The 26,274-nt window shown below is 67.5% G+C and carries 22 protein-coding genes and 1 riboswitch; of the genes, 12 read left to right on the plus strand and 10 right to left on the minus strand.

Annotated elements, in window-relative coordinates:
- Positions 1 to 33: 33 nt before the first annotated feature.
- Positions 34 to 111: riboswitch (cyclic di-GMP riboswitch) on the minus strand.
- Positions 112 to 553: 442 nt separating this feature from the next.
- Both R2N03_RS09915 and R2N03_RS09920 read left to right on the plus strand, forming a co-directional pair.
- A complete protein-coding gene (locus R2N03_RS09915) occupies positions 554 to 1,348 on the plus strand; it encodes a sulfite exporter TauE/SafE family protein (RefSeq protein WP_316657395.1) in 795 nt (264 codons plus the stop codon).
- A gap of 36 nt (positions 1,349 to 1,384) precedes the next feature.
- Positions 1,385 to 1,780 carry a carboxymuconolactone decarboxylase family protein gene (locus R2N03_RS09920; protein ID WP_316657396.1) on the plus strand — a complete coding sequence of 132 codons (396 nt, stop codon included), beginning with the start codon at positions 1,385 to 1,387 and terminating at the stop codon, positions 1,778 to 1,780.
- A gap of 423 nt (positions 1,781 to 2,203) precedes the next feature.
- On the opposite strand, the gene R2N03_RS09925 is transcribed toward R2N03_RS09920, so the two are convergent.
- On the minus strand, positions 2,204 to 2,707 hold the full coding sequence (locus tag R2N03_RS09925; protein ID WP_316657397.1) for an acyl-CoA thioesterase: 504 nt from the start codon (positions 2,705 to 2,707) through the stop codon (positions 2,204 to 2,206).
- A 150-nt stretch (positions 2,708 to 2,857) separates the two neighbouring features.
- On the opposite strand from R2N03_RS09925, the gene R2N03_RS09930 reads away from it, so the two are divergent.
- From R2N03_RS09930 to R2N03_RS09970, 9 genes are all read left to right on the plus strand, one after another.
- A complete protein-coding gene (locus R2N03_RS09930) occupies positions 2,858 to 3,028 on the plus strand; it encodes a hypothetical protein (RefSeq protein WP_316657398.1) in 171 nt (56 codons plus the stop codon).
- Positions 3,025 to 3,294, plus strand: a complete 270-nt coding sequence (locus R2N03_RS09935) for a hypothetical protein (RefSeq protein WP_316657399.1) — start codon at positions 3,025 to 3,027, stop codon at positions 3,292 to 3,294. The genes R2N03_RS09930 and R2N03_RS09935 overlap by 4 nt, the downstream gene beginning before the upstream one ends.
- Before the next feature lie 97 nt (positions 3,295 to 3,391).
- Positions 3,392 to 3,736: a hypothetical protein gene (locus R2N03_RS09940; protein ID WP_316657400.1), complete on the plus strand. Its 345-nt coding sequence runs from the start codon at positions 3,392 to 3,394 to the stop codon at positions 3,734 to 3,736.
- 10 nt (positions 3,737 to 3,746) lie between these two features.
- Entirely contained in the window at positions 3,747 to 5,156 is a 1,410-nt protein-coding gene (locus R2N03_RS09945; protein WP_316657401.1) for a TolC family protein, read from the plus strand.
- Between the two features lie 2 nt (positions 5,157 to 5,158).
- Positions 5,159 to 6,457, plus strand: coding sequence for a multicopper oxidase family protein (locus R2N03_RS09950; protein ID WP_316657402.1), 1,299 nt, complete (start codon positions 5,159 to 5,161; stop codon positions 6,455 to 6,457).
- A 31-nt stretch (positions 6,458 to 6,488) separates the two neighbouring features.
- Positions 6,489 to 6,986 carry a cupredoxin domain-containing protein gene (locus R2N03_RS09955; RefSeq protein WP_316657403.1) on the plus strand — a complete coding sequence of 166 codons (498 nt, stop codon included), beginning with the start codon at positions 6,489 to 6,491 and terminating at the stop codon, positions 6,984 to 6,986.
- A 37-nt stretch (positions 6,987 to 7,023) separates the two neighbouring features.
- On the plus strand, positions 7,024 to 7,353 hold the full coding sequence (locus R2N03_RS09960; protein WP_316657404.1) for a copper-binding protein: 330 nt from the start codon (positions 7,024 to 7,026) through the stop codon (positions 7,351 to 7,353).
- Between the two features lie 105 nt (positions 7,354 to 7,458).
- Positions 7,459 to 8,262, plus strand: a complete 804-nt coding sequence (locus R2N03_RS09965) for a phytanoyl-CoA dioxygenase family protein (RefSeq protein WP_316657405.1) — start codon at positions 7,459 to 7,461, stop codon at positions 8,260 to 8,262.
- Between the two features lie 119 nt (positions 8,263 to 8,381).
- Positions 8,382 to 8,603: a hypothetical protein gene (locus tag R2N03_RS09970; protein ID WP_316657406.1), complete on the plus strand. Its 222-nt coding sequence runs from the start codon at positions 8,382 to 8,384 to the stop codon at positions 8,601 to 8,603.
- A 145-nt stretch (positions 8,604 to 8,748) separates the two neighbouring features.
- Here R2N03_RS09970 and R2N03_RS09975 read toward each other — a convergent pair whose 3' ends face one another.
- A complete protein-coding gene (locus R2N03_RS09975; RefSeq protein WP_316657407.1) occupies positions 8,749 to 10,230 on the minus strand; it encodes an AMP nucleosidase in 1,482 nt (493 codons plus the stop codon).
- Between the two features lie 247 nt (positions 10,231 to 10,477).
- Between R2N03_RS09975 and R2N03_RS09980 the strand changes: the two genes are divergently transcribed.
- Entirely contained in the window at positions 10,478 to 12,196 is a 1,719-nt protein-coding gene (locus R2N03_RS09980; RefSeq protein WP_316657408.1) for a GGDEF domain-containing protein, read from the plus strand.
- Positions 12,197 to 12,209: 13 nt separating this feature from the next.
- On the opposite strand, the gene R2N03_RS09985 is transcribed toward R2N03_RS09980, so the two are convergent.
- From R2N03_RS09985 to glgX, 8 genes are all read right to left on the minus strand, one after another.
- Complete coding sequence (locus R2N03_RS09985; RefSeq protein ID WP_316657409.1) at positions 12,210 to 13,595, minus strand: sensor histidine kinase; 1,386 nt, start codon at positions 13,593 to 13,595, stop codon at positions 12,210 to 12,212.
- Positions 13,596 to 13,772: 177 nt separating this feature from the next.
- Positions 13,773 to 14,525 carry a class I SAM-dependent methyltransferase gene (locus tag R2N03_RS09990; protein WP_316657410.1) on the minus strand — a complete coding sequence of 251 codons (753 nt, stop codon included), beginning with the start codon at positions 14,523 to 14,525 and terminating at the stop codon, positions 13,773 to 13,775.
- Positions 14,526 to 14,648: 123 nt separating this feature from the next.
- Entirely contained in the window at positions 14,649 to 15,557 is a 909-nt protein-coding gene (locus R2N03_RS09995) for an amidohydrolase family protein (RefSeq protein ID WP_316657411.1), read from the minus strand.
- A 50-nt stretch (positions 15,558 to 15,607) separates the two neighbouring features.
- Complete coding sequence (locus R2N03_RS10000; RefSeq protein WP_316657412.1) at positions 15,608 to 16,855, minus strand: MFS transporter; 1,248 nt, start codon at positions 16,853 to 16,855, stop codon at positions 15,608 to 15,610.
- 160 nt (positions 16,856 to 17,015) lie between these two features.
- Positions 17,016 to 19,829, minus strand: a complete 2,814-nt coding sequence (gene treY, locus R2N03_RS10005) for a malto-oligosyltrehalose synthase (protein ID WP_316657413.1) — start codon at positions 19,827 to 19,829, stop codon at positions 17,016 to 17,018.
- Positions 19,826 to 22,108: a 4-alpha-glucanotransferase gene (malQ, locus tag R2N03_RS10010; RefSeq protein ID WP_316657414.1), complete on the minus strand. Its 2,283-nt coding sequence runs from the start codon at positions 22,106 to 22,108 to the stop codon at positions 19,826 to 19,828. The genes treY and malQ overlap by 4 nt, the downstream gene beginning before the upstream one ends.
- Positions 22,109 to 22,113: 5 nt before the next feature.
- On the minus strand, positions 22,114 to 23,955 hold the full coding sequence (gene treZ, locus R2N03_RS10015; RefSeq protein WP_316657415.1) for a malto-oligosyltrehalose trehalohydrolase: 1,842 nt from the start codon (positions 23,953 to 23,955) through the stop codon (positions 22,114 to 22,116).
- Positions 23,952 to 26,219, minus strand: coding sequence for a glycogen debranching protein GlgX (gene glgX / locus R2N03_RS10020; protein WP_316657416.1), 2,268 nt, complete (start codon positions 26,217 to 26,219; stop codon positions 23,952 to 23,954). Before glgX ends, treZ begins: the two co-directional genes overlap by 4 nt.
- Between the last annotated feature and the right edge of the window lie 55 nt (positions 26,220 to 26,274).

Below are 26,274 nucleotides of genomic sequence, written 5' to 3' on the forward strand. Positions count from 1 at the left end.
GTGCATCCATTGGCCCGAGGCCATGGCAGGCCTTCGGGTAACTGGCTGACTTCGTCAGAAGTCCCTATAGCTTTGCGTCACCGGATTACCCCGGTTTTGCCTCCGCTCTGGGCTGGAGCCCATTGGACGGAGACTCTACCGGGGCGGTGCCTTCCCGGCAAATACAGCGTGTGCAAACGCACCGAACCAGCTTCGAGCGTTGTCGGAAACCGACGCAGAGGGATGTGCCGCGATATCAGCGCGGGGCCCGCGTCATATCGGCGTCACGATCGCGTTGCGCGGCCATTGATGCGCAGGCGCCGATGGACGCGCTCGTGTCACGGCATCGACATCTCAGACCCGCGCACCAGGCGCCCTGGCAGCATGGCGTCGCAGGTCCGTTGGCGCACCGCCGGTGGTGTGCAAGGCAAGGACAATCGCCCCTGGCAGATCGGGCGTTGCGGCCCACATGGACGAACCGCCCGGCGCTACAATTTGCCGCTTGGCCTTGCGGCGGCGCATCGCGATCAGCGTGGTGCGCCGCCGTGTTCATTCTTCTTCCGCTTTCGCTGGCATGACGTCTCACGTGGTCCTGACAGGCCTGATCAATCTGCTGCTCGGCATGGGCCTGGGCGTGGCCGGCGGGCTGTTGGGTATTGGCGGCGGCCTGATCGCCATCCCGGTCCTCGGCTACCTGTACGGCATGGACCAACACCTGGCCCAGGGAACGGCGCTGGTGATGATCGCGCCGAATGTGCTGGTCGGTTTTCTGCGCTATCACCAGCGCCACCCGGTGCACCTGCGCTCGGTCGCGCTCATCTGTGCGTTCTCGATGATGGCGACCTATGTGGCGGCGCGCTTTGCGGCCGGCCTGGATGCGCACCTTCTACGTACGGCGTTTGCGCTATTCCTGATCGCGCTGGCGGCGTATTTTGTCTTGCAGCTCAAGGATACGGCGGGTGGAGTGCGTAGCGCCGGTTGCGCCGGCCATGGTGCATCACAGGCCATGCCAGCCGCCGCCATGCCGCTGATGGGCATTGCAAGCGGGGTCATGTCAGGCATCTTCACAGTGGGCGGTGGACTGGTGGTTGTGCCGGCGCTGGTGACGGTCTTTGGCATGCCCCAGACGCGTGCACAGGGCATGGCGCTTGCCCTCGTGGTGCCGGGTTCGCTGATCGCGCTGGCAACCTACGCCCACGCGGGGCATGTCGACTGGAGCACGGGTGTGCCGCTGGCCATCGGCGGCATCTTGAGCGTGTCCTGGGGCGTCGCGCTGGCGTACCGGTTTTCGCCCGTGCGCTTGCGGCTCGTATTCTGCGCGGTGCTGCTGGGCACGGCGCTGACCATGTTGCTGGTCAAACCGGGTTGAACGGGGCTTTACAAACACTGCAATCGAGGAGGCATCGTGGCTGAACAAGACAGGCAAGCTGGGCGCGCACGCCGTGCGCAGGTGATGGGCGACGCGTTTGTAGAACGCGCGATGAGCGGGCTGGATGCGTTTTCCGCACCGCTGCAGGACTGGCTCAACGAGCATGCGTGGGGCAGCACGTGGCAGCGCGAGGGCATCGACCTCAAGACGCGCAGCCTCTGCACGTGCGCCATGCTGGCGGCGCTTGGGCGCAGCACCGAGTTGAAGGGTCACGTACGCGGCGCCATCAACAACGGCGCAACCGCGGTCGAGATCCGCGAAGTCTTGCTGCACAGCGCGATCTACGCGGGCGCCCCGGCAGCCATCGAGGCGTTCCGCTCGGCGCGCGAGGTGCTCACCGAACTGGGCGTGACGATCGAGGAAGGGCGCTAGTTCTCCCAAGTGCAACGTAACGTTTCATGGGGCTGCCGTGAATGCCTTCGATGATGAGCTGACGCGCTTCGCCACGTGCGGCGCCGCACCTTTGCCGCAGCCCTCATCGCGGTCGATATGCCGTCACGCTGGCGGCGGACGCCCATCCGACGCATGACAAACCGCAGGCCGGCGGCGAGGCCCTCCGCGAGCATCACAACGCGACGCTGGCCGCGATCTCGAGCTTTGGCGTGCCGATCGTGGCGCAGCCTGTCGACGTGATCCTTTCGGCGGGGTTTGCGCGAGGCTGAGCGCATTTGCGCAAGCGAGCCGGGTTTATCCACAGAAACGGTGGGTAAGCCTGTGGATAACGCGGCCCGACCGTGGCGCCATGCCATTCACCGTTCGCTGCTGACGGCGTAGGCAGGCTGGGGTGCAGGGTGTTCAGTTGATGGCTTCAGACGTGCTGTATGCGGCCTTGATGGCCTTGTGCCGGGCTTCCATTTCCTGCCGCAGCGCGCGGCGCTGCTGGGCGGCTTCGAAGCGTTCCTTTTCTTCCGCGTTAGCGGGCGTGAGCGGCGGCACATCGGCGGGCTTGCCGTCGTCGTCCACGGCCACCATGGTGAAGTAGCAGCTGTTGGTGTGGCGCACGACCTGATTGCGGATGTTTTCCGTGACCACCTTGATACCGATCTCCATCGACGTGCGCCCCGTGTAGTTGACCGAGGCGAGGAACGTCACCAGTTCGCCGACGTGGATCGGCTGGCGGAACACCACCTGGTCGACCGACAGGGTGACGACGTAACGGCCAGCATAGCGGCTCGCACAGGCGTAGGCGACCTGGTCGAGCAGCTTGAGGATGTTGCCGCCGTGCACGTTGCCGGAAAAATTGGCCATGTCGGGCGTCATCAGCACGGTCATGCTGAGCTGGTGGGATTGGGTATTCATGGGGCGTTGATGGGGAAGGTAAAGCTGAACAGAAGGGGTCAGGCGGGCGCGCAGAAATGGGTACGCGGCGGCAGCCATTGTGCCGTGCCCAGCCCATCTTGTGCGGCTTGCAGCGAAAATTGATGGCATCGCGCTACACTAGCGGCCTTCGTGGCGACCTTTCCGGCCGACAGTTTCCCGTTCATGTACCGCTTGCTGACCCGCCTCCTGCTCTGGCTGGTTGTCCTGGCGATCCCGTTGCAAGGGGTTGCCGCGACGGCCATGATGGCCCGCGCCGGCACGGCGGACGAGCCGGCCGCGTTGCCATGGCAATGGCCATGAACGCTGACGAAGCGACGGTTGCCGACGCCTGCCACGATCACGGCGAGGCAATGACCGCCGATGCGAGTTCGAAGGCACCCTCGCCGGCGCACTGCAAGACCTGTCCAATCTGCGCTGCCTGCTCGCTCGGGTCGGCGCTTCCGCTGGCCGCCTCCCTTGGCATGCCGCTGCTCGAGCTGCCGGCCGCCGCGCCGCACGAGCTGTCCGTCTCCTTCCGCAGCTTCGTTCCCGAAGCGTTGCAACGTCCACCTTCGATTCGCGTCTGACGCCACCAGTCCGTCCATAGGGCGGGCTGGCCTTTGGTTTCACGGCACCGTGTCCGGCACAGCGGCCGTGCGTCTATACGTTTGATCGAGGTTTTCCATGTCTTACACACGATGGCTCGCGGCCGCCGCGCTGCTGGCACTGGTGTCGCCATGGGCAGTGGCGCAAGGTGCAGCGTCCGCGCCAGTCGCCCCGCCTGATCCCTTGAATGCCGAAGCATCCGTGCCCGCAGTCTCTGCGCCGCGCACGTTCGATCGCTACCACGCCTATCGCGACGCTGGCCCGGCGCCCTGGCGCGAGACCAACGCTGCTGTCGCACCCAAGCCCCGTAGCAGCGCATCAGGGCAGAGCGACCATGCTGGGCATGCCATGCCGGCGAGCGCGCCCGCCGCGGCTCCAGACATGCCCGCTGGCATGCCGATGCCCGGCATGCACCATCACTGAGGGAGGCGCCATGCTGAACACTTCCATGCGCCGTCTCGCCGTCGGGGCGCTGGCCGCCACGCTGCTGCTTGGCGGGTGCGCCAGCATCACGCAGGACAGCGGCTTCAAGACGGTTGCCGATGTGGCGCGCGACCGGCTTGGCAAGGACGCCACGTGGCAACGCTCGCCCGAGGCACGCGACAGCGCAGCGCAACGCACGCGCGAATTGCTGGCCCAGCCGCTCACGATGGACAGCGCCGTGCAGATCGCACTGCTCAACAACCGGGGCCTGCAGGCTTCGTATGCGGAGCTTGGCCTGTCCGAGGCGGCGCTGGTGCAGGCCAGCCGTCTGCCCAACCCGGGTTTTACCTTCAAGCGCACGCGCAGCGGCGACGACCTGTCGATCGAGCGCACGTTTTCACTGTCGTTTCTCAACCTGCTGACGTTGCCGATGGCCTCGCGCATCGAAAGCCGCTACTTCGAGCAGACGAAGCTGCTGGTCGCCAACCAGATGCTGCAGGTGGCGGCAGACACGCGGCGGGCGTACGTCAATGCCGTGGCGGCAGAGCAATCGGCAGCGTATGCGGCGCAAGTGCAGCAGGCGGCGGAGGCCGGGGCCGAGTATGCGCGGCGTCTGGCGGCTGCCGGCACGTTCAGCAAACTGGACCGCGCCCGCGAACAGGCCTTTTATGCGGAGGCCACCGCCAGTCTGGCGCGCGCGCGCCAGCAGGCGCAGGCCGAGCGCGAGGCGCTGATCCGCATGCTCGGCGTGTGGGGCGCGGATATCGCATTCACGTTGCCCGAGCGCCTGCCGGACCTGCCGAAGGATCGCCCGGAGCTGCAGCAGATCGAAGCCTACGCGCTGCGCAACCGGCTGGACATTCAGGCCGGCAAGCTGCAGGTCGATGGGCTGGCGTCTTCGCTTGGGCTGACACGGGCCACACGCTTCATCAACGTGCTGGACCTGGGCTACGTGCGCAACAGCAAGACCGGCGCGCCCCGCGAAACGGGCTACGAGATCGGCATCGAGATTCCCCTGTTTGACTGGGGCGGCGCGCGCGTGGCGCGTGCGCAAGCGATCTACATGCAAGCTGCCGACCAGTTGGCGGACACGGCCGTGCGCGCGCGCTCCGAAGTACGGGAATCGTATGTGCGCTACCAGACCGCGTATGACCTGACGCGCCATTACCGTGACGAGGTCGTGCCGCTGCGCAAGACCATCTCCGACGAGATGCTGCTGCGCTACAACGGCATGCTCGTCAGCGTGTTCGAACTGCTGACCGATGCGCGTGAACAGGTGAATGCCGTCAACGGCTACATCGATGCGCTGCGCGGCTACTGGCTTGCCCAGACGGACCTGCAGATGGCGCTGGGCGGCAAGCTGCCACCCGCCGAGGCCAATGCGCCCGCATCTGCACCCAACTCTCCACAAGGACACTGAACATGGTATCCCGACGTCAATTCCTCGGGGGCACGGGCGCGGCCATGCTGGGCACGGCGATGGTCTCGCGCGCCGGCGCCGCTGCACTGCCCGAAGCGCCGCTGCAATCGCAGCCCGCTACCCAGCCACCGCTCGCGCCGCCCAATGGCCGCCCCTACAACCCGGTCGTGACCCTGAATGGGTGGACGCTGCCCTGGCGCATGCGGGGCGGCTGGAAGGAGTTTCATCTGGTCGCCGAACCCGTCGAGCGCGAATTCGCACCTGGCATGAAAGGCTACCTGTGGGGCTACAACGGCCAGAGCCCCGGCCCGACGATCGAATGCGTGGAGGGCGATCGCGTGCGCATCTTCGTGACCAACAAGCTGCCGGAGCACACCACGGTGCATTGGCACGGCATGATCCTGCCGGCCGGCATGGATGGCGTCGGCGGCCTCTCGCAACCGCACATTCCGCCAGGCAAGACGTTCGTCTACGAGTTCGAGATGAAGAAGTCCGGGACGTTCATGTACCACCCCCATTCCGATGAGATGGTCCAGATGGCGATGGGGATGATGGGCTCGATCGTCGTGCACCCGAAGGACCCCGCGCAGCATCGTGTCGACCGCGACTTCATCTTTCTGCTCGCCGCCTACGACATCGACCCGGGCTCGTACACGCCGCGCGTGGCGCAGATGACCGAGTTCAACATGTGGACGTGGAACAGCCGCGTCTTCCCGGGCATCGACCCGCTGCCCGTGCGCCTGGGCGATCGCGTGCGCATCCGCATGGGCAACCTCACCATGACCAACCACCCGATGCACGTGCACGGCCATACGTTCGAGGTTGCCGGCACGGATGGCGGCTGGGTACCGCCCGGTGCGCGGTGGCCCGAGGTCACGGTGGATGTGGCGGTCGGGCAGATGCGCGCCATCGAGTTCGTCGCCGACAACCCCGGCGACTGGGCGTTCCACTGCCACAAGTCGCACCACACGATGAACGCCATGGGGCACAACGTTCCCACCATGATCGGTGTGCAGCAGAAAGATCTTGCCAAGAAGATGAACGCGCTGGTGCCCGACTACATGGGCATGGGCCAGGCGGGCATGGCCGACATGGGCGAGATGGAAATGCCGCTGCCCGACAACACGCTCCCGATGATGACCGGGCAGGGCCCGTTCGGCGCCATCGAGATGGGCGGCATGTTCACCGTGATGAAGGTGCGCCGCGACCTGCCGCGCGGCAGCTACGCCGACCCCGGCTGGTACAGGCACCCCAAGGGCACGGTCGCCTATGAATACACCGGCAACGATGCCGACACCTGAACTGACCCCGACTGCAACGATGCGACCCACCATGCAACGCAACCGGATTCACAAGACCCTTTTGGCCACGCTGCTGGCGATGGCCGCCGCCGCCCATGCGTCCGGCAATCCTGCCGGTAGCCATGACCACGCCGATACCGCCATCGGCGCGCCCGGCGACTCGACACATGTCACCCGCGCCGTGCGCGTCGACATGGACGACGCCATGCGCTTCAGCCCCGCGCAGATCCATGTGCAGGACGGCGAGACGATTCGCTTCCGGGTCGTCAACAACGGCCGCCTGCGGCACGAGATGACGCTCGGCACCCCCGCCGATCTGGCCGCCCACGCTGCCCAGATGCGCCAGCACCCCGGAATGGAACATGCCGACGCCAACGCCGTCACCGTCGCCCCCGGCGAGGCCGGTGAGCTCGTCTGGCATTTCACGCAAGCCGGCACGGTGGAATTCGGCTGCCTGCAGCCCGGCCACTTCGAGGCTGGCATGCGCGGCGCGGTACACGTGCTGCCGGCGCCCTCGATCAAGTCCTGACCCCTTCGCTTTCCTCTTTTTGAATAAGGAGCCCAACATGTCCCTCCGCCATGCCCTGATGCTCGCCGTGCTGCTGGCCGGCGCCCCGGTTGCCCATTCCGCCGGAGGCGCGGCCCCCGCACCCACGGCCTCGGCGCCTGCCGCCGCCCCGATATCCGAAGGCGAGATCAAGAAGGTCGACACCGCCGCCGGCAAGCTCACCATCAAGCATGGTCCGCTCGTCAATCTCGACATGGATGCCATGACGATGGTCTTCCGCGTGCAAGACCCGGCCATGCTGTCGAAAGTGCACGTTGGCAGCAAGGTCCGCTTCACAGCGGAACAGATCAACGGCGTGCTGACCGTCACCGTGCTGGAACTGGAGTGAGCGCCGTTTGATCCGGGGCAGGCCTGAGCACGCGCCAGGCCTGCACGCGCCGGGACGGCGCGCTACACTCATCGACTTTCGCCGTCTTCGTACGATCTTCCCGCCATGACCGCGTCTGCCAGCACGCCCATCCCCGCCCCCGCGCTCCCGAAGCCGCTTTCTGCCGACCAACAGGCGTTCTTCCACGAGCACGGCTATGTCGTGCTACGGGGCCTTGCCACGCAGCAGGAGTGCGCGGCGTTGCTCGCAGCCGCGCAGGAGGCGCTGGCGCATGCGGTGCCGCCGGTGGAGCTGGAAACGGACGTCGGATATGCCGGCGCGCCCGCTTCGCGCGAGGCCGAAGGCGGCCACACGGTGCGCCGCCTGCTGGATGCGGACTCGCGAGGCACGCCGTACACCGAATGGGCACGCGATGCGCGTGTCGCCGGTGCCATTGCCCAGCTGATCGGCAGCCCGGTCCACCTCTCGCGCGCGCATCACAACTGCGTGATGACCAAGCATCCTGCATTCGGCACCGCCACGCACTGGCATCGCGACAGCCGCTATTGGTCGTTCGCGCGCAATGCGCTGGTGTCGTCATGGCTGGCACTGGTGGAAGAGACGGTGGACAACGGCTGCCTGTGGGTGATCCCGGGCAGCCACAAGCTCACGCTGCCCGCCGAGCGCTTCGACGAAAAGCTCTTCCTGCGCCAGGACATCGCCGAGAACCGCGAGCTGATCGACACTGCGCGCCCGGTCCCTCTGCTGCCGGGCGATGTGCTGCTCTTCCACTGCGACACCTTCCACGCGGCGCGCGCCAACCAGACGGGTGCCGTCAAGTTCTCGGCGGTATTCACGTATTACGGTCCGGACAATGACCCCTTGCCGAATACCCGTTCTTCGGCGCGGCCCGATCCGCTGGTCGGCTGAGGTGACGTGGGAGAGCCCTAGTGCGTCCGCTGTCACCCGTTTGTAGGTGTGCGGCGGACAGATGGTGTCCTCCGCGTCTGCTAAGGTGAAGGTCCAACGATGACCAGCGGGGCAACACCATGCCGATTCAGGAAGTGACACATGGCGGGCACGTGATCTTCATCGACCCGCTCCAGCGCGCCGACCACCGCTGGACGGCACGCTTTCAGGTCACCCGCGCGGGCCGCATCGTGTGCGACTGGGAGGCGATCGAGATACCCGAGGGCTTTGTCTCCGCCCAACTGGCCCTTAGCGCCAGCGTCTTGCTCGCCGAACATCGACTGTCAGCGTTGCCGCATTAGCGCGGAACACGCACCGCCACGCCCGCCACGTTGCGGGCGTTTCTTCATGCATTTCCGATGGCCCTTTTTTGGGTCTTGCGCTTCACTGGCGGCTTTCCGTCGCTGGTCAGCCGCCGCGCCCGGTGCGCCGTAGCCCCTTCCGTGTTTACCGGAACGCCGGCTCGTCGAAGCTGCGCAGCTTGCGTGAGTGCAGCGTCTCGACACCGTTCTCACGCAGCAGGCGCACGGTTTCCATGCCAATGGCCAAGTGCTGGCTCACGCGCTGGCGATAGAACAGGTTGGCCATGCCGCGCAGCTTCAGCTCGCCATGCAGCGGCTTGTCCGACACGCACAGCAGGGTGCCGTATGGCACACGCAGGCGGAAGCCGTTGGCGGCGATCGTCGCGCTTTCCATGTCGATGGCGATGGCGCGCGACTGGTTGAAGCGCGTGTAGAGCGCCTGGTATTTGAGCTCCCAATTGCGGTCATCGGTGGAGACCACCGTACCGGTGCGCATGCGCGACTTCATGTCGACGCCCGAGAGCCCGGTGATGCGTGCCACCGCCTCCTGCAGCGCCACCTGGATTTCCGCGATGGGCGGCACGGGCACCCACGGCGGCAGGTCCTGGTCGAGCACATGGTCGTCGCGCACGTAGGCGTGGGCGAGCACGTAGTCGCCCAGTTGCTGCGACCGGCGCAGGCCGCCGCAGTGGCCGATCATCATCCAGCAGTGCGGACGCAGCACGGCGAGGTGGTCGGTGATGGTCTTGGCGTTCGATGGGCCCACGCCAATGTTGACCAGCGTCACCCCAAGGCGGTCTTCGCGCACCAGATGGTAGGCGGGCATCTGCGGCAGGCCCTTGATGCGATGCGCGTCGTCGGGCGCCGGTGTGCCCAGTTCGTGCACCGTGTCGCCGGGCTCGATGAAGCGGATGTAGCCCTCGTCGTTGCCTTCTTCCATCAGCTTGCGGCCCAGGGCGGCAAACTCATCGACATAGCGCTGGTAGTTCGTGAACAGCACGAAGCGCTGGAAATGCTTGGGGTGGGTGGCCGTGTAGTGGTAAAGGCGCTGCAGGGCCAGGTCTACACGCTCGGCGGTGAACATCGACAGCGGCTGGGGCTCGTCTCCAACCGGGCGATAGGTGCCGTTGGCGATCGAGTCGTCGATCTGCGCGAGATCGGGCAGCGTGAAGGCGCCGCCCAGGGCACGGGCCTGTTCCGGCGTGATGTCCACGGTGGAGGCTTCCACCACGAACGGCAGCGGAATCGGCCGGTTGCTCACGCCCACCACCACCGGGCTGTTGTGATAGTGCAGCAGGCGTTCGATCTGCCCGCGGTAGTACTCCCGGAACAGATCGGGGCGTGTGAGCGTCGTGCCGTACACGCCCGGATACGCCACTGTGCCCCAGGCCGGGCGCGCATCGCTCACGAGCGTTTTCGGGTCGACGGTGATGCCGAGGTAGGGATAGCAGGCAGGCGCGTCGTCCGCGCAATCTTCGCCGTGTGCGAAGGCTTGGAAGCGCTCGCGGATCGTTTGTGCAGAGCGCTCGTAGATGGCGGTGATACGCTCGACGGCGGTGTCGGCGTCCGTGCAGACCGCCAGGTCGTGCGCGGGGTAGAGATGAGCGGTGGCGCGGGTATCGGTCATGGTTCGATCATACCGACGTTTTGTGAGCGTCAGATAGCCAGCGGGCGAGATGTGAATAAAGCAGCACGCAAACGAATGCATTGGCAGCGCACCCGCAGACGTGCACCATGTCAACCGCTGTAAACCAAGATGGCGCTTCAGTTTTTACAGTTTGTGCCGATAAGGCTTGACAGGCAATCGAGCGCAGCGTAACCGCACTGTCGCAGGCAGTGAGGCTCGAACCTCTGACAACAATGACCGACGGGGAGTGCAACGTGGAGAGACCGGCTGGCAACAGTATCTGCCGGCGTCGCTGTGCGCGTGGGATGTGCCGATCATGCTGATCGCGGCACTGGCGTGCGCTGCGCTCATTTCCATCGCGCTGATCGGCGTGTCATGGGCACGCCGCGACGACCCCGAGGTCGGCGCCTTCATGCTGCTCGCCCTGGGCTCCGCACTCTGGAGCGGCGCGCGGCTCATGGAGGTCGTCACCCTTGACATGCCCGCGCGCGTGGGTTGGGCCAAGGTCGCCTATGTCGGGATCATGATCGTGCCGGCCGCCTGGCTGCGCATGGTGGTGGGGCTGACCCGGCCGGAGTGCAACGCGCTGCCCGTGGTGCGCATGGGATGGGTCGCGGCGCTGCTGGTGGCTGCGGGCTTCCTCGGCCTGGTCGCCACCAACGAACTGCATCACCTGGTCTGGCTGGATGCGCGCTTCATTGTCATCGAGGGCGTGCAGCGCGCGGTGTTCGACCACGGACGCATGTTCTGGGTCGCGACCGCCTACAGTTACCTGCTGCTGGCCATAAGCCTTGTGCTGCTGACCCTGCCACCCAGCGAGGCTGTCACCGCGCTCTACGGTCCGTCGCGCACGCGGGTCCGGCTGGCGCTGGTGGTCGGGCAATTGCTGCCGCTGGTGGCACATCTGGCCTATCTGCAACACTGGACCACCGCGCTGGGCGGTGACCTCACGCCGGCCACATTTGCGATCAGCACCGCGCTGTTGGGCTGGTGTGTCCTGTTGCCGCGACTGCGCGACACAGCCGTCTACGCGCGCGGCAAGATCGTCGAAGCCATGCGGGACGGTTGCATCGTGCTGGCATCCGACGGCCGCGTCGCCAGCATCAATGCCGCCGCGCGTCATCTGTTGCCGGCGGCGCGGCTCTACACACCATTGCCGGCCGAGCTGGAGGTACCGGCCCTCCTGCGCGAGTTCGAGCGCACGCGGGTGCCCAACCGCCACCAGGTCTGGCTGCGCGAGAGCGGACGGACGCTGGAGATGACGCTGGAAGGCCTGACCGATGCGCGCGGCCGCCATGCCGGTGCCTTTCTCCTGCTGCGCGATGTGACCGTCGAGCAGTTGCGGCGCGCGGGCATGGCCAGCGCCCAGAATGCCCTGCGCGGCGAACTGCAACGCACGCAGGCCAAGCTGAGCCTGCTCGAGAACGACGTCAACCGGGACTCGCTCACGCATCTGTTCAACCGCCGCTTCTTCGAGACACAGGCGCCGCGCCTGCTCGACCACGCGCGCCGCGACGGCCGCACCATCACGCTGGCGCTGTTCGACATCGACTGCTTCAAGCAATACAACGACACCTACGGCCATCTGCAGGGCGACGAGTGCCTGCGCACGGTGGCCGAAACGTTGACCGCCGCCTGCCGCCACCCGGATGATTTCATCGCCCGCGTGGGTGGAGAGGAGTTCGCCGCCATGCTGTTCGATCTCGGGCTGGACGATGCGCGCCATGTGATTGCGCGCATGGTCTCCGCGGTGGCGGAGCGGGCGCAGCCGCACGCGGCCTCCACGGTGGCGCCCTACGTGACGCTGTCTGCCGGCGCGGTGACGCTCACCCCCGGCGATGAACGGCTCGATGCCCTGTTCGAGCATGCGGACGTGGCGCTTTACGAAGCCAAGCGCAACGGGCGCAATACGTTCCGCTTCCATCTGGGAGCGCCGGGTTTGCGCACCGTGGGCGGCACAGACTGAGGCCGCTCGCGGCTCAGCCCCCCGGCAGGCGCCGGAACGACAGTGAAAAGCACGTGCCCTTGCCCAGTGTCGACTGGCAATCGATGCGGCCGTTGAGCGACTCCATCACCCGCCGGCAGAACGCCAGTCCCATGCCGTGTCCGCTGCCATGGTGCTTGGTCGAGAAGAACGGATCGAAGACGCGTCCGACGTGCTCCGGTGCAATGCCGCAGCCCGTATCGCGGAATTCGACCACATAGTGCTCGCCACTCCAGGTGGCGCTGATCTCGATGCTGCCGCTGCCGGCGGTGTGGATCGCGTAGAGCGCGTTCTTGATCAGATTGAAGACAACGTACACGAGCAGCGTGTCGGAGCCGAAAAAGCGCCAGGCGGGATCAAACGGTACCAGCGTCAGCCGGGCCCGTTCCCCAACCTGGAACGGGTAGCGATCGATCGCCTCTGCGACACATTCATACAGGCTGTGCGCGGCAAAGTGACGTGTGTCGAAGCGATCGAGCGTGACCGAGGCCAGCGCCATGTCGATGACCGTGTGGGCGGTGGCCGCTTCGGCATCGATGGCGGTCGCGAGTTGCGACATCCGCCTGAGTGAATCCGGTGCCAGCGTGTCAGCACATAGCCCCTTGCTGACCGCCAACTGATAGCCCTTGAACAGGATCGGCCAGGCGCGTGCCATTTCCGTGGCCTGCATGCGGATGGTGACCAGCGGTGCGCGCAGCTCATGCGCGATGCCGGCAGCCACCGCGTACGGGCGCATGAGGTCGAGCCGGACCAGTGCCCACGTGATCAGCAGCGGGCTGCAGGCGATGAACAGCACGCCGGGCGGATACGGCGCCAGGCCGTAGTTCACGGCGTAGTCCGAAGCCGCCAGCGAGTACACCCCCACGCCCAGCATGCACAGGCGCAGTCGTTTGCGTTTTTCGGGCGTGGCGTGCCGCTGGCCGGCGTACAGCAGCCAGAGGCTGCGCAGGATCAGCGCCGTTGTCTGGACGATGTGCACGGCCTCCAGCGGGCCGGCCTTCGGATAGAAACCGAAATCGAACCGCCGGACCCCGGAGATGACCCAGTCGGTGCCGGGCAGCAGCGCCATCAGCACCGCCGCAAGGGCATATGAGGCCAGCAGCCAGCGCCGCTCGCCGGGGCGTTCGGCCATCTCGGCGGAGAAGTGATAGATCGTGGTGGGCAACGGCAGGATGGCCAGCCAGCCCAGCTTGGCCAGCACCTGTGCCGTAGCGGCGTCCGGCGCGCGGAACAGGAACGCCCACAGGCCTTGCCACAGGAAGGTCAGTACCGTGAGCGCGAAGAAGGCCAGGCTGGCGCGGGAGCGGCCACGCGTGCCGAGCACGTAGACGCCATAGAACAGGAACAGCGAGGAAACGAAGGCGGGAAGCAGTGCGTACATGGATCGGGTGCCGGCGCGGAAGTCAGTGCCATCGCAGCGGCGGGCCGCCGGCAGCCCTCAAGCGTAATGGCTTTTGGGTGCCAGCGGAACGGTGCCCGATCTCAGGTTTTGCGTCATGTCCCGGTTCCGTGCCGGATGGGTGGGGCATCTCATCCGAACGTAGGGAAGTCGAACGGATTAGATCGCTTCGATCATCATGGCGTCGATGGCGAACGAATGGTCGGGTGTCACGGCAAAGTACCCGCGTGCTTCCTCCGCGGCGTGATCGAACAGGTGGCGGATCGCATCGGCGCGGACTTGCGGCGTGCGGATCCGCGCGATCCAGCCCTCAAAGGCCATGGGCAGTTTCCACGTGCGCGGCGACGCGGGCTGGAAACCCGCTTCGGCCAGCATGGCCTGCCATTCCGAGAGACGGTAGTTGCGCACGTGCGACGCGTCGCGCAAAACCTCGGCCGCTTGCAGGAACGTGTCGAGCAAGGGCACCTCCGGTGCAAAGACGTCCACGATGACGAGCCTGCCGCCGGGTTTGAGCACGCGGCGCGCTTCGGCCAGACCCTTGCGCGCGTCATACCAGTGATGCACGGAGAACCGCGAGGCAACGATATCGAAGGTCGCATCGTCAAACGGCAGCGCTTCGGCGCGGCCTGCCCGCGTGTGCAGGTCCGTCAGGCCGCGGCGCGAGGCTTCGGCGGCCACGACCGCCAGCATGTCTTCCGAGAGGTCATAGGCGACCACGGTGGCCGCGTGCGGCGCCATGGCAAAGCTCACATGCCCGCCGCCGCAGCCGAGGTCGAGTACCTTGGCATGCGGCACGGACTGCGCCAGCGCGGCCAGCGCGTCGAGATCGGCGCCCTGTGCGTGCACGACGCTGGTCAGGTACGCCTGGGCCACCTGGCCGAATTGCTGGTCGACGAGTCGATGCTGCTGCATGGCTGCTCCTTTGCGCGGGTCTGAACGAGGAGCGGCCAGTGTAGGAGCGCGGCTCCCACGGCGACATTCGTGATTGGCGAAACCGGGTATCGCGTGGGAAGCCCCGAGGAGGCGTGCAGGCCTTCAGACAAAGCGGAACAACTGCGCGGGCGTGTCGACCAGCACCTGTCGGCGCTCTGCGGCGTCGGGCAACAGCACGCCGGCGAACGCCCACATCTTGTCGTAGCTGATCTGCGATTCGAACTGGGTATGCGGCCAGTCGCTGCCCCAGACGAGGCGGTCCAGGCCCAGCGCATCTTTCAAGCGCGGCATGGCGGCCTGGGCGATGGCTTCGCCGCGTCCGTGGCTGCCATTGCGGTAAGCGCCGGAAATCTTGACCCACACGCGGCGTGTGCTGCCGGCGGCGAGCAGCGCGACAAAGCCTGGGTCGTCAACGCCAAGGGTCGGGTCCGGCCGGCCGAAGTGGTCTACCACCACATTGACCTGCGCGTCGAGCAGCGGCTGCATGAGCGCGGGCAGGCGGCGTGCTTCCGCATGCAGCTCGACATGCCAGCCGAGCGCGTGCAGGCGCGCCAGCGCAGCCCGCCACACAGGCGATGTCAACGGCGGGTTGGGCGTGCCGATCAGGTTCAGACGGATGCCGACGATGCCCTCCGTGTGCATCTGCGCGAGCAACGCCTCGGGTGCTGCAGGGTCGATCACGGCCACGCCGCGCAGCCGCTGCGGCGCTTGCTTGAGCGCGGCCAGCAGGTAGCTGTTGTCGACGCCCAGGAAGCTGGGCTGGATCAGCACGCCATGCGATACGCCATGCGCGTCGAGCTGCGCCAGGTAAGCCGGCAGCGTTGCGTCGTAGCTGGGGGCATAGCGGCGCGCGTTGGCCAGCGGCAGGCCACGCTCGAAGACGTGCGCGTGCGTGTCGATGGCCGTGATGCGCGTGGCCGGTTCGCGCGCGCCGTTCGTGGCGCAGCCGGCGAGGGCGGTGGAACCTAGCATGGCAAGCAACCCGGTGTTGAAGGCGCGGCGCGACGGCATGGAGTCTCCTGATGTGGTGTGGTGTGGGTCATGACGGACAAGCGAAGGCATCAGGCGGTCACGGCAGCCAGATCGCGGCCGCGCGTTTCGGGCAGCATCAGCACCGCCACCGCGACGATCGCATAGGCGATGGCCGCGTCGATACCGATGGCCGTGCCGAGCGACATCGACGCGCTCATCTTGCCCACCAGCACCGGGAACGCCGCCGACACGACGCGGCCGAAGTTGTAGCAGAAGCCCACCCCCGTGCCGCGCACACCCTGCGGATACAGCTCGTTGAAGAGCGCGCCCATGCTGGCCGGGATGCCCGCCGCGAAGAAGCCCAGCGGAAAGCCCAGCACGAGCATGGCGGTGTCGGACAGCGGCAGCAGCAGATACACCAGCACCGTCACCACGCAGCAGCACGAGAACAGCAGGATGTTGCCGCGCCGGCCGAGCACGTCCAGCAGCCAGGCGCTCGCCACGCAACCGCACCAGAAAGCGAAGATGATGACCGCCAGATAACCCCCCGTGCCCAGCACCGACAGGTGGCGCTCCGTCTTCAGGAAGGTCGGCAGCCAGGTCATGAGCGCGTAGTAGCCGCCATGCGCACCCACCCCGAGCAGCCCGCCGATCAGCGTCATGCGCAGCACCTGCGGGCGGAAGATGTCGAGCAGCGGAAAGCGCGAGATCGGCATCGCATCGGCGTTCGCGTCGGGCCGGGCGGCCGGCGCGGGTTCCTGCACGCCACGGCGGATGTAGATGATGAGCAGCGCCGGCAGCAACCCGGCGGCAAACATCACGCGCCAGGCGAGTTCCGGCTCGATGAAGGAATAGGTGAGCGCATACAGCAGCACCGCCGCGCCCCAGCCCACGGCCCAGGCGCTCTGCACGGTGCCCATGGCCTTGCCGCGATGGCTGGGCCGGATGCTCTCGGCCATCAGCACGGCGCCGGCCGCCCATTCACCGCCAAAGCCGAAGCCCTGGATGGCCTTGAGTACGAGGAACTGCTCGAAGTTCTGTGCGAACGCCGAAGCGAACGTCGCCACCGAGAACCACAGCACCGTGATCTGCAGTGTGCGCACCCGGCCAAAGCGGTCGGTCAGTGCGCCGGCAATCCAGCCGCCCAGCGCCGAAGCGACCAGCGTCACGCCCGACACCAGCCCGGCCTCTGCCTTGCCGATGTGCCATGCGGCAATGATGGTGGGAATGACGAGGCTGAACATCTGCACGTCCAGCGCATCCAGCGCCCAGCCGCCAAAGCAGGCCCAGAACGTGCGCTTTTCCCGTTGTGAAATCTCTTTGAACCAGCCGAACATGCGGTCTCCTCCGGGTGACGCGGGCGACGCGTCAGTGACGCAGTGCTTTAGTCATCTATATGAATAGAGGAATTTTAGATCGGTCCGGGGTGGCCCGCAGTCGGTGTTAACCCGTGAACCGGAGTGAGGCGAGACCGTGGACCTTGGCGGCAGGTGGCTATCAGGTGTGCAGCAAGGCGACCGGCAGGTGCGCCAACACCTGCCCGAGCGCGAGGCGCGGGCTGTGCAGCGTCTGCCCATCGAACACGCTGTGCAGCGCCGTCTGGCAGAGGGCGGCCGGCAGGCAGACGGTGGTATCCCGCCATGCCCCGGTGGGAAAGGCGGGTGTCGTGGCGTGCCCCAGCAGCGCAGAGACGTGCAGCGGCACGATGACGACCACTGCCCGGTCTTCATGCTCGCGCGCGAATGCCAGCACATGCGCGGCGCCGCTGCCGCTCACCGCGAGCGGCTGGTAACCGCCTGTCTCGAACACGGCTGGCCGCGCAGCACGCAAGGTCAACGCCCGTGCCAGCATGGCCTGCTTGATGCGGCCATCGGCCCAATGCGTCAGCAACGCGGCGAGGCTGTGGCCGGCATGCACGTTCAGCGCATGCAAGGCGCGGTGCCGCGCAGCGTAGTCGACCGGCTGGCGGTTGTCGGGGTCGACCAGGCTGGTGTCCCAGAAGTCGGTGCCCTGGTAGAGGTCGGGCACCCCGGGGGCCGTCACGCGCAGCAGGGCCTGGGTCAGGCCATTGACCGCCGCAGCCGGCGCGATGCCTTGCACGAAGGCCGACAGCGAGGGCAGAAAGGCGGGCGCAGCCTCACCCGTGAGCAGCGTGAAGACGAACTCGCGGCACGCGGCCTCGTAGCCCGCATCGGGCGCAAACCAGTCGGTGCGCAGCTTCGCTTCGCGCTGCGCCTTTTCCTGCCAGCGGGCGACACGTTCTGCCAGCGCACGCACGGCGTCGGTGTTGCGCCAGTCGAGTCCGGCGGGCCAGACGCCCACCAGGGTTTGATACAGCATCCATTGCGTCGCCGGTGAAGGGGCCGGCCCTCCCGGCAGATGGCGCACCCATGCCGCGTGATCGGCGCGCCATTGGTGTGCGGTGGCCAGCCAGTGCGCGGCCTGTTCCGAGAGTACGGCCAGCCGCGCGCGCACGTCTTCCCCGCGCTTGTGATCGTGCGTGGCGGTAGCAAGCAGCGCGTGCGGCCAGGTGCCGGCACGCGCCTGCATGGCCCGGTGAAAGGCAGCCGCGCTCAAGGCGAACTGCCCCGGGTCCGCACCGACCTCGTTGCGCGACAGCAGCCGCCCGTAGCGGTAGCACGCCGTGTCCTCCACCGCCTTGGCCGCGACTGGCGAGGACAACTGCTGGCATCGGCGCAAAGCGTGCTGCCGCAGCTTGTTCTGTCCGGCGGGTTGACCGCCCAGCCATGCATCCAGCCAGCGCAGCACCGGCTGATCCACCCGTCGCAGGCACGTCCTCGCGTGCTCGATCGCGGTCCGCACGATGGCGGTGTCCTGTGCATCCCGGCCATGCGCGTTGGCATAGGTGCGGTACACCGGAAAATGCACCACCACCTCGGTCAAGGCGCGACGGATGCCGTGCCACGTGACGTCGTGCGTTTCGCGCTGCTGCTGGGCCACGGCATGCAGCGCCGTCGTGGCCGCGTCGAGTTCCGCCGCGAAGTGTTCACGCAGAATCTGCCCGCGCGCTGGCAGCGCCGTCGCCCTGAATGCAGCCTCGCAAGCCGGGGCGCCGGTCCATTCCAGCCAGCCTTGCGTCAGTGCGTCTTCGCCCTGCGCGTCATGCAGCAGGGCGCCGACCTCGTTCATGAAGTCGTAGCCGCTCGTGCCGTCGATGTCCCAGTCGGTGCGCATGGCCTCATCGTGAGCGAGGATCTTCTCCACCACGATCCAGGAGCGGCTGCCACGCCGATCCGCCGGGCGCGCGGTGTGCTCGGCCTGTAGCCTGCGGCGCAGCTGGCGGCAATAGGCGGCGGGATCGGCCAGGCCGTCGACGTGGTCGATGCGCACTCCGTCGATCCAGCCCTGTCGATAGAGCCTGAACAGCAGCGCATGCGTGGCTTCGAAGACGTCCGCGCGTTCGATGCGCAGCCCGGCCAGCGAACTGATGTCGAAAAAGCGGCGCCAGTTGACCTCGTCGTTGGCCGTGCGCCAGTGGGCGAGGCGCCAGTGCTGGCGCGTCATCAGGGCATCCAGCTGGTCCGGCTGCGCGTTCAGCGCCTGCAGCACCTGGGCGATGTGCGCGGCGCCCGCGTCGGTGGCCGCAAAGTTGCGTAGCGCATCGCGCGCGGCATCGGCGCATTCACGGCGCGCGTGCACGGAGCGGATCGTGCCCAGTGCGGCAAACAGATCAGCCACCGCCCGCGCGGTTGCGTCTGCGTCGCCGGTGCCCAGCAGCGTTGCGTAATCGCTCAGGGCGACTGGGAAGCGATGGTCGTAGTACGTGATGTCGAGCCGCGCGGCGGCTGGTTCGTATGCCAGCTGCAGGCGCGCACCCGCCAGCGCATCGGCGTAGGGTTCGCCAAGGAACGGCGCAAGCACCCGGTCGCGCAGCGCCGGGTTGGCGGGCTGCCAGTCGATGTCGAAGAAGCCCGCATAGGCGCTGTCGGGCCCGCATTCGAGCACGTCGAGCCACCAGGCGTTGTGCGCGCCGCCCACGCCCATGTGATTGGGCACGATATCGACGATGAGGCCCATGCCCCGTGCATGCAGCGCATCCACGAGCTGCCCGAGAGACGATTCACCGCCCAGTTCGGGGTTCACGCGGGTGGGGTCGACCACGTCATAGCCATGCGTCGAACCGGGCTGCGCCGTGGTGATGGGGGACGTGTACACGTGCGAGATGCCGAGCGTCGCAAAGTCGTCCAGCAGCGCCCTTGCATCGTCGAACGTGAAGCCGCGGTGCAACTGCAGGCGCACGGTGGCGCGCGGCACCGGCCGGGGCAGGAGGGGCATGACAGGCGTGCTCATGGAAGGCTCCCGCGTGCATTTGCCAGGGCTGCCAGGCGGGCCCGGATGGCGGGCGCGTCCAGCAGCGTGTCGAGCGGTGCGGGCAGGCGGCGGCGCCAGTTCGGATGCGTGTCGATCGTGCTGGGCAGGTTGGGCTGTTCTGCCAGGCCCAGCAGGTCTTCGAGCGGGACGAGGGCCAGCGGTGTGGTTGCCGCCCCCGTGAATGCAGTAGCCGCCGTGGCAAAGTCCTGCGCGCTCGCTTGCAGGATGGCGTCGGCCAGCGGGGCGCTGCTGTTGCGCGCGTGCTCCAGTGCGGCCTGCAAAGGCGCCACGCAGAGGCGCGGCACACCGCCCTCGGCCAGCACCTGGCGGTTGTGGTCGGCAAATGCTTCCACCAGCGCGACGCGATCATGCATGCGCTGCACGTGTGCGTCGCGCTCGCTCATGCCGACCGGCAGCAGGCCGAGCTTGCCTTGCCAGCGCAGGTCGTTGCCCACCCACCAGCCAACCAGCGTAGGGGTGTCGTGTGTACTGGTCATCGCCACCGAGGCGGGCGCCCAGGTGTACGGCGCCCGGTACGGCGCGTCGATCTGCGTGTCGTCGCGCTCGAACCAAAGGATGCGCATGCCGAGCAGGCCATCGTCGGCAAGCCGGTCGCGCAGGCCGGCGGGCACCGTGCCCAGGTCTTCCCCGATGACGACGCAGCGATTGCGCCACGATTCCAGTGCCACCAGCCGCAGCAGGTCTTGCAGCGGGTAGCGCAGGTACACGCCATCCAGCGGTCGCGCGCCGTCGGGAATCACCCACAGCCGCATGAGGCCGAGCACGTGGTCGATGCGCACGCCGCCGGGCACCGCCATCACGGCGCGCAGCATGTCGATGAACGCCGCAAAGCCCTGCGTGCGCATGGCTCGGGGGCTGAACGTGGTCAGGCCCCAGCCCTGGCCGTGCGCGTTGAACATGTCGGGCGGCGCACCCACCGTCACGCCGATCAGCAGCGCCTGCTGCTGCGACCACGCGTGGCTGCCCGCGCTGTCGGTGCCGACGGCGAGATCGGCGATCAGACCGATGGCCATGCCGGCGTCCTGCGCCGCCCGCTGGGCCGCTGCCAACTGTCGGGAAGCCGCCCACTGCAGGAAGAGATGGAAGTCCACGTCGTCCGCGTGCTCGCGTGCGAACGCCTGGACGGCGAGGTACGTCGGGTCCTGATACTGCGCCGGCCACTGCTTCCAGTGCGCCGGGCCCAGGTGCGCGTCCAGTGTCTCGAAGTGAGCGTGATCGAGCAGGCTGCGCCCGGCCGCGGCGCAGAACGCAAGGTAGTCCTCAACCAGCGGCCGACCCGCGCCATTGCCCGCCGCCGATTGCAGCATCTGCCGATGCAACGCGCGCAGCACCGTCATGCGCGCCCTGCCACTGGCGGCCCAGTCGATCAGGGGGGCCGCCTCGAGGCGGGCAAAGTCATCGACGAGGCTGGAATCGATCACCACCTGCCGGACGGCGTCGTCGCCAAATAGGGCGGCCGGGTCGATCATCCACGCGTTCAAGAACAAGCGGCTGGACGGCGAGTAGGGCGAGTAGCGGTGGGCATCCGAAGTGAACATCGCATGGACCGGGCTCAGGGCGAGCGCATCGGCGCCGTGTCGCGCCAGGTGGCGGGCGAGCGCGCCGGCCGCGGTGTAATCGCCCAGGCCTGCGCTGACTGCAGCGTGGTCTCCACCGCATCGCAGGCCGTAGAGTTGCGCCGAACTGCCCCAAAGGCGCGCGTTGGCAGGGCGACCCCGCTCGCGCAGTGCGTCGGCCACGCTGTAACACCGCGCGGGGGCGATGGCGAGGTTGCTGTCGATGACGGCATCCGGCCCGGCCTCGATGCGCAGGCGGTGGTACCCCGCCACCTGCACGGGTGCCAGCTGCAGGGTAGCCTGGCGCGCGTCAGCGCTCATGCTGAGCGTGGCGTCGGTGCCGCCTTCGCGTTCGAAGTCGATGCGGTAACGCCGGCCGGCAAGCAAGGCCGCTTGCGGCGCCGTCGTGTGAAGCGCGATGGGCTGCCCCACCACGCCGGTCACCAGCGGCGGGATGGCCGTTGCTTCGGCTTCCGCGCGCAGGCGTCCCTGGCTGTCCGCCACGTCGGCCGAGGTGGCGGCCGGCAGGCCGAGCGAGCCCAGCACGGCGCGCAGGACGTCGTCGGCCACGCGCATGGGACGGCTGGCGGCATCCTCCCAGTCGACGAGGAGGCCGGCCTCGGAAGCCAGCTGCTGCAGTGGCGTGAAGGGTGTGCCGGGTGCGTTGCGGGTGGAGTCCATGATGCTCAGGCGAATGAGGCGGGCATGGGCCTGTGCAGCAGGGCCACGCAGGCGCGACCGGGCAGTCGATGCGCGATGAGTGCCGTCGCCGCGCCCTCACGCGACTCGTGCAGCAGGTCGGCCGGGCTGCCGGCGAGCGCGGTGGGCACGGCGACGGGCTGGGCCCCGACGTTGAGCGCCAGCGTCAGCAGGCTGCCATCGCCCAGGCGCCAGCGGGCTAGCGCGCCGGTGGCGCCAAGCGGCACGGCGTCGAGCGCGCGGGCGCCGGGCAGTCGGGGCATGATCTCGGCGTGGCGCAAGGCCAGCAGCCGGTGCACGCGGCTGAGCCATCCGACGTGTTCGGGGTTGCGTGCGTCGGCCTCGCCCGGGCAAGACGCGAGGTAGGTGCGCTCGTCGTTCGGGTCGGGAATGCGCGCGCGCTGATGCGGGTCGGCAAACGCCGCGAACCTGGCGAACTCCCGCCGGCGTCCCTCACGCACGGCATCGGCGAGTGCGCCGTGATGGCTGGTGAAGTACAGGAACGGGCACGTGCTGCCCCATTCCTCGCCCATGAACAGCATCGGTATCTGAGGGCTCAGTAGCAGGAGCGTCTGCGCAGCGTGCAACGCGTCTGGGTGCACGAGTTGGGTCAGGCGTTCGCCGAAGGCACGGTTGCCGATCTGGTCGTGGTTCTGCAGGAACAGCACGAACGCGGTCGGCGGCAAGTGGGCGCTTGGCTCGCCACGCGGTGCGTTGTTGTGGATGGGCGAAGGCTCGCCCTGGTAGCTGAAGCCTTCCTGCAGCACGCGTGCGAGCCGCTGGGCGGGCGCATCGGCATAGGCGGCGTAGTAGGCCTCGTGCTCGCCGGTCAGCAGCACGTGGAGGGCGTTGTGCCCGTCGTCGTTCCATTGGGCGTCGAAATCGCCGTGGGCGCCCGCGTCGCGCAACAGCGATGCCGCATTGTGTTCGTTCTCGAGCACGAGGTGGACGTGCCGCCCGGGCTCTGCCGCCAGGCGCACGCGCGCGGCCAGTTCACCGAGCCAGTCGCGTTCGGTGATGGCGTGGACGGCGTCGAGCCGCAGGCCATCGAAGCGATATTCCATGAGCCACATCAGCGCGTTCTGGATGAAGAACTCACGCACTTCGGGCACGCGAAAGTCGATGGCCGCGCCCCAGGGTGTATGCACGTCATCCCGAAAGAAGCCCTGTGCGTAGTGATGCAGGGCATTGCCGTCCGGCCCGAAGTGGTTGTAGACCACATCGAGGAACACCATGATGCCGAGACCGTGCGCGGTGTCGATGAGCGCCTTGAGATCGTCGGGCGTGCCATAGCTTGCGTCGGGCGCGAAGGGCAGCACGCCGTCGTAGCCCCAGTTGCGCGCGCCCGGAAACTCGGCCACGGGCATCAGCTCGACAGCGGTGACGCCGAGCCGTGCCAGCTCGTGCAGGCGCGCCCGTACGCCGCGAAACCCACCCAGCGCACCGACGTGCAGCTCGTACAGCACGGTCTCGTGCCAGGGCCGGCCGCGCCAGCCGGCATGCTGCCAGCGGTAGCGTCGCGGGTCGATGACCAGGCTGGGGCCGGCCAGGTCCTGCCACTGTGCGCGCGCGGCGGGGTCGGGCACCGACAGGGTGATCCCCTGCCGGCTGGTGACGCGGTATCGGTAGCTCGTACCCTCCCCGACCGGCGCCACGGCGGCGAACCAGCCGTCCGGCTCCGCAGCCATGCGGAGGGTGTTGCGGTTGTCGGAATCGACCCAGACTTCAGCGGCATCGGGCGCCCACAGGCGGAAGCGGGTGGTGCCATCGGGCAGAACGGTGGCGCCGAACGGCATGTCGTGGACGAAGCGGGCGGCGGGTTCGGTCATAGCGTGGCGTCTCCATTGCCTGCGGCGGGCTCGGCCTGATCCTGCATGGTGGGTTCGACGCGCGCGTCCTGATGGGGATGGTGCTCGGTTTGCGACGCGTCCCCGACGGTCTCGGCGGCAACGTCTGCATCGGGGTGGTCTGCAATCTGCGCGATGCTGGCCAGTTGCGTGGCGAGCATCAGTACCACGCTGCGGCCCGCCACCTTCAGCGTGCCGCCGGCGTGTGGGTGTGCGTCCTGCTCGGGCGCTGCGCTGTCGACGACCAGGAGCCAATCCATGGCAGGTTCGGGCAGCACGAAGGTCAGGTCGGCGGCCGCACCGTTGATCAGCAGCAGTGCCACGTGCGGCCGCGCCTCGCCGTCGATGGTCTCGACGCAGGCGCGGCGCAGCGCGAGCGCGCGGGCCTCGCTGTCGTTCCATGCGTCGGGCGAGAGCACCTGTGCGCGCTCGTCGAACCACGCAATGTCCTGCACCCCGGGCAGGATCTCGACGTTGCCGTGCACGTAGTGCGGACAGCGCAGGGCCGGACTGGCCCTGCGCAGTGCAATCAGTCGTGCCGTATAGCGCGAAAGCGCTTGCCCCGGGCCTTTCTCAAGCAATGCCCAGTCGAGCCAGGACATGGCGTTGTCCTGACAATACGCATTGTTATTGCCATCCTGCGTGCGGCCGAACTCATCCCCCGCCAGCAGCATCGGCGTGCCGTTGGAGAACAACACCGTGGCCAGCAGCGAACGGATCACGCGTTCGCGCACGGCCCGGATGGCGGGATCATCGGTCGGGCCTTCGATCCCCCAGTTGGCGCTGCAGTTGTCGTTGTGGCCATCGCGGTTGTCTTCTCCGTTGGCCTCGTTGTGCTTGTCGGCATAGGTGACGAGGTCGCGCAGCGTGAAGCCGTCGTGCGAGGCCACGTAGTTGACCGATGCCCAAGGCCGGCGATGCCGGCGGTCGAACAGGTCTCCGCTGCCGGTCAGGCGTGCCGCCAGATCGGGGCGCAGACCGGCATCACCGCGCCAGAAGCGGCGCACGCCATCGCGAAACCGATCGTTCCATTCCGCAAAGCCCGGCGGGTGGTTGCCGACCTGGTAGCCGTCGGGGCCCACGTCCCAAGGCTCGGCGATGAGCTTGACCGTGGAGAGCACAGGGTCCTGCCGCACGGCGTCGAAAAAGCCCGAGCCCGGATCGAAGCCGTTGCCCTCGCGCCCGAGCGTGACGCCGAGGTCGAAGCGGAAGCCATCCACATGGAACGCGTTGACCCAGTAGCGCAGTGAATCCATCACCATCTGCAGTACGCGCGGGTGCGACAGGTTGAGCGTGTTGCCGCAGCCCGTATCGTTGATGAAATAGCGCTCCTGCCCGGGCACCAGGCGGTAGTAGCTCGCGTTGTCCAGTCCGCGAAAGGACAGCGTGGGCCCCAGTTCGCTGCCTTCGCAGGTGTGGTTGTAGACGACATCCAGGATGACTTCGATGCCTGCCGCATGCAGCCGCCGGATCGCCACCTTCAACTCATGCAGCGAAGGCGTCGACAGGTAACCCGGTTCCGGCGCAAAGAAGCTGAGCGTGTTGTAGCCCCAGTAGTTGCGCAGCCCGCGCTCCAGCAGGAACTGATCCTGCACGAATGCATGGATCGGCAGCAGTTCGACCGCCGTGACGCCCAGCGTGTGCAGATGGTCGATCAACGCGGCGTCACCCAGCGCGCTGAAGGTGCCGCGCTCGGGCGGTAGCAGGTCGTCGCGCAGCATCGACAGGCCGCGCACGTGGGCTTCGTAGATGACAGTGCGCGACCACGGGATGTTCGGACGCACGTCGTTGCCCCAGTTGAACGATTCGTCGGTGACCACGCCCTTGGGCATGGCAGGCGCGCTGTCGCGGCGATCGAACGAGAGATCCCCCCGATTGGAGTTGAGCCGATACCCGAAGAGCGCATCCGACCAGCGCAGGGCGCCTGCGAGCCGGCGGGCGTATGGATCGAGCAACAGCTTGTGCGGGTTGAAGCGGTGACCATGCTGCGGCTCCCATGGACCGTAGGCGCGATAGCCGTAGACCAGCCCGGCTTCGACGTCGGGCAGGTAGCCGTGCCAGACCTCGTCTGTGCATTCGGGCAGGGCGAAGCGGACCAGCTCCTTGCGGCCGGTTGGGTCGAAGATGCAGAGTTCGATCTTGCTGGCGTTGGCGGAGAAGACAGCGAAGTTGATGCCCAGGCCGTCCCATTGGGCGCCTAGGGGGAAGGGTTTGCCGGGGGCGAGGGTTTTGGGGAAGCGGAGCATTGGTTGAGGCGTTTTGCGTCTTTTTGCCTTGGTGGTTCATCCCTGTTTCGTACCC

Source organism: Ralstonia condita (assembly GCF_958405655.1).
Taxonomy (GTDB): domain Bacteria; phylum Pseudomonadota; class Gammaproteobacteria; order Burkholderiales; family Burkholderiaceae; genus Ralstonia; species Ralstonia condita.

What these genes read in the sequence shown, in the direction of transcription:
- R2N03_RS09990 (WP_316657410.1), bottom strand. Translation starts at nt 14,525, where the DNA reads ATGCAGCAGCATCGACTCGTCGACCAGCAATTCGGCCAGGTGGCCCAG.
- treZ (WP_316657415.1), bottom strand. Translation starts at nt 23,955, where the DNA reads ATGACCGAACCCGCCGCCCGCTTCGTCCACGACATGCCGTTCGGCGCC.
- R2N03_RS09975 (WP_316657407.1), bottom strand. Translation starts at nt 10,230, where the DNA reads ATGACCGATACCCGCGCCACCGCTCATCTCTACCCCGCGCACGACCTG.
- R2N03_RS09945 (WP_316657401.1), top strand. Translation starts at nt 3,747, where the DNA reads ATGCTGAACACTTCCATGCGCCGTCTCGCCGTCGGGGCGCTGGCCGCC.
- R2N03_RS09940 (WP_316657400.1), top strand. Translation starts at nt 3,392, where the DNA reads ATGTCTTACACACGATGGCTCGCGGCCGCCGCGCTGCTGGCACTGGTG.
- R2N03_RS09965 (WP_316657405.1), top strand. Translation starts at nt 7,459, where the DNA reads ATGACCGCGTCTGCCAGCACGCCCATCCCCGCCCCCGCGCTCCCGAAG.
- R2N03_RS09960 (WP_316657404.1), top strand. Translation starts at nt 7,024, where the DNA reads ATGTCCCTCCGCCATGCCCTGATGCTCGCCGTGCTGCTGGCCGGCGCC.
- R2N03_RS09915 (WP_316657395.1), top strand. Translation starts at nt 554, where the DNA reads ATGACGTCTCACGTGGTCCTGACAGGCCTGATCAATCTGCTGCTCGGC.
- R2N03_RS09955 (WP_316657403.1), top strand. Translation starts at nt 6,489, where the DNA reads ATGCAACGCAACCGGATTCACAAGACCCTTTTGGCCACGCTGCTGGCG.
- R2N03_RS09925 (WP_316657397.1), bottom strand. Translation starts at nt 2,707, where the DNA reads ATGAATACCCAATCCCACCAGCTCAGCATGACCGTGCTGATGACGCCC.
- R2N03_RS10000 (WP_316657412.1), bottom strand. Translation starts at nt 16,855, where the DNA reads ATGTTCGGCTGGTTCAAAGAGATTTCACAACGGGAAAAGCGCACGTTC.
- R2N03_RS09985 (WP_316657409.1), bottom strand. Translation starts at nt 13,595, where the DNA reads ATGTACGCACTGCTTCCCGCCTTCGTTTCCTCGCTGTTCCTGTTCTAT.
- treY (WP_316657413.1), bottom strand. Translation starts at nt 19,829, where the DNA reads ATGAGCACGCCTGTCATGCCCCTCCTGCCCCGGCCGGTGCCGCGCGCC.
- malQ (WP_316657414.1), bottom strand. Translation starts at nt 22,108, where the DNA reads ATGGACTCCACCCGCAACGCACCCGGCACACCCTTCACGCCACTGCAG.
- glgX (WP_316657416.1), bottom strand. Translation starts at nt 26,219, where the DNA reads ATGCTCCGCTTCCCCAAAACCCTCGCCCCCGGCAAACCCTTCCCCCTA.
- R2N03_RS09935 (WP_316657399.1), top strand. Translation starts at nt 3,025, where the DNA reads ATGAACGCTGACGAAGCGACGGTTGCCGACGCCTGCCACGATCACGGC.
- R2N03_RS09995 (WP_316657411.1), bottom strand. Translation starts at nt 15,557, where the DNA reads ATGCCGTCGCGCCGCGCCTTCAACACCGGGTTGCTTGCCATGCTAGGT.
- R2N03_RS09970 (WP_316657406.1), top strand. Translation starts at nt 8,382, where the DNA reads ATGCCGATTCAGGAAGTGACACATGGCGGGCACGTGATCTTCATCGAC.
- R2N03_RS09950 (WP_316657402.1), top strand. Translation starts at nt 5,159, where the DNA reads ATGGTATCCCGACGTCAATTCCTCGGGGGCACGGGCGCGGCCATGCTG.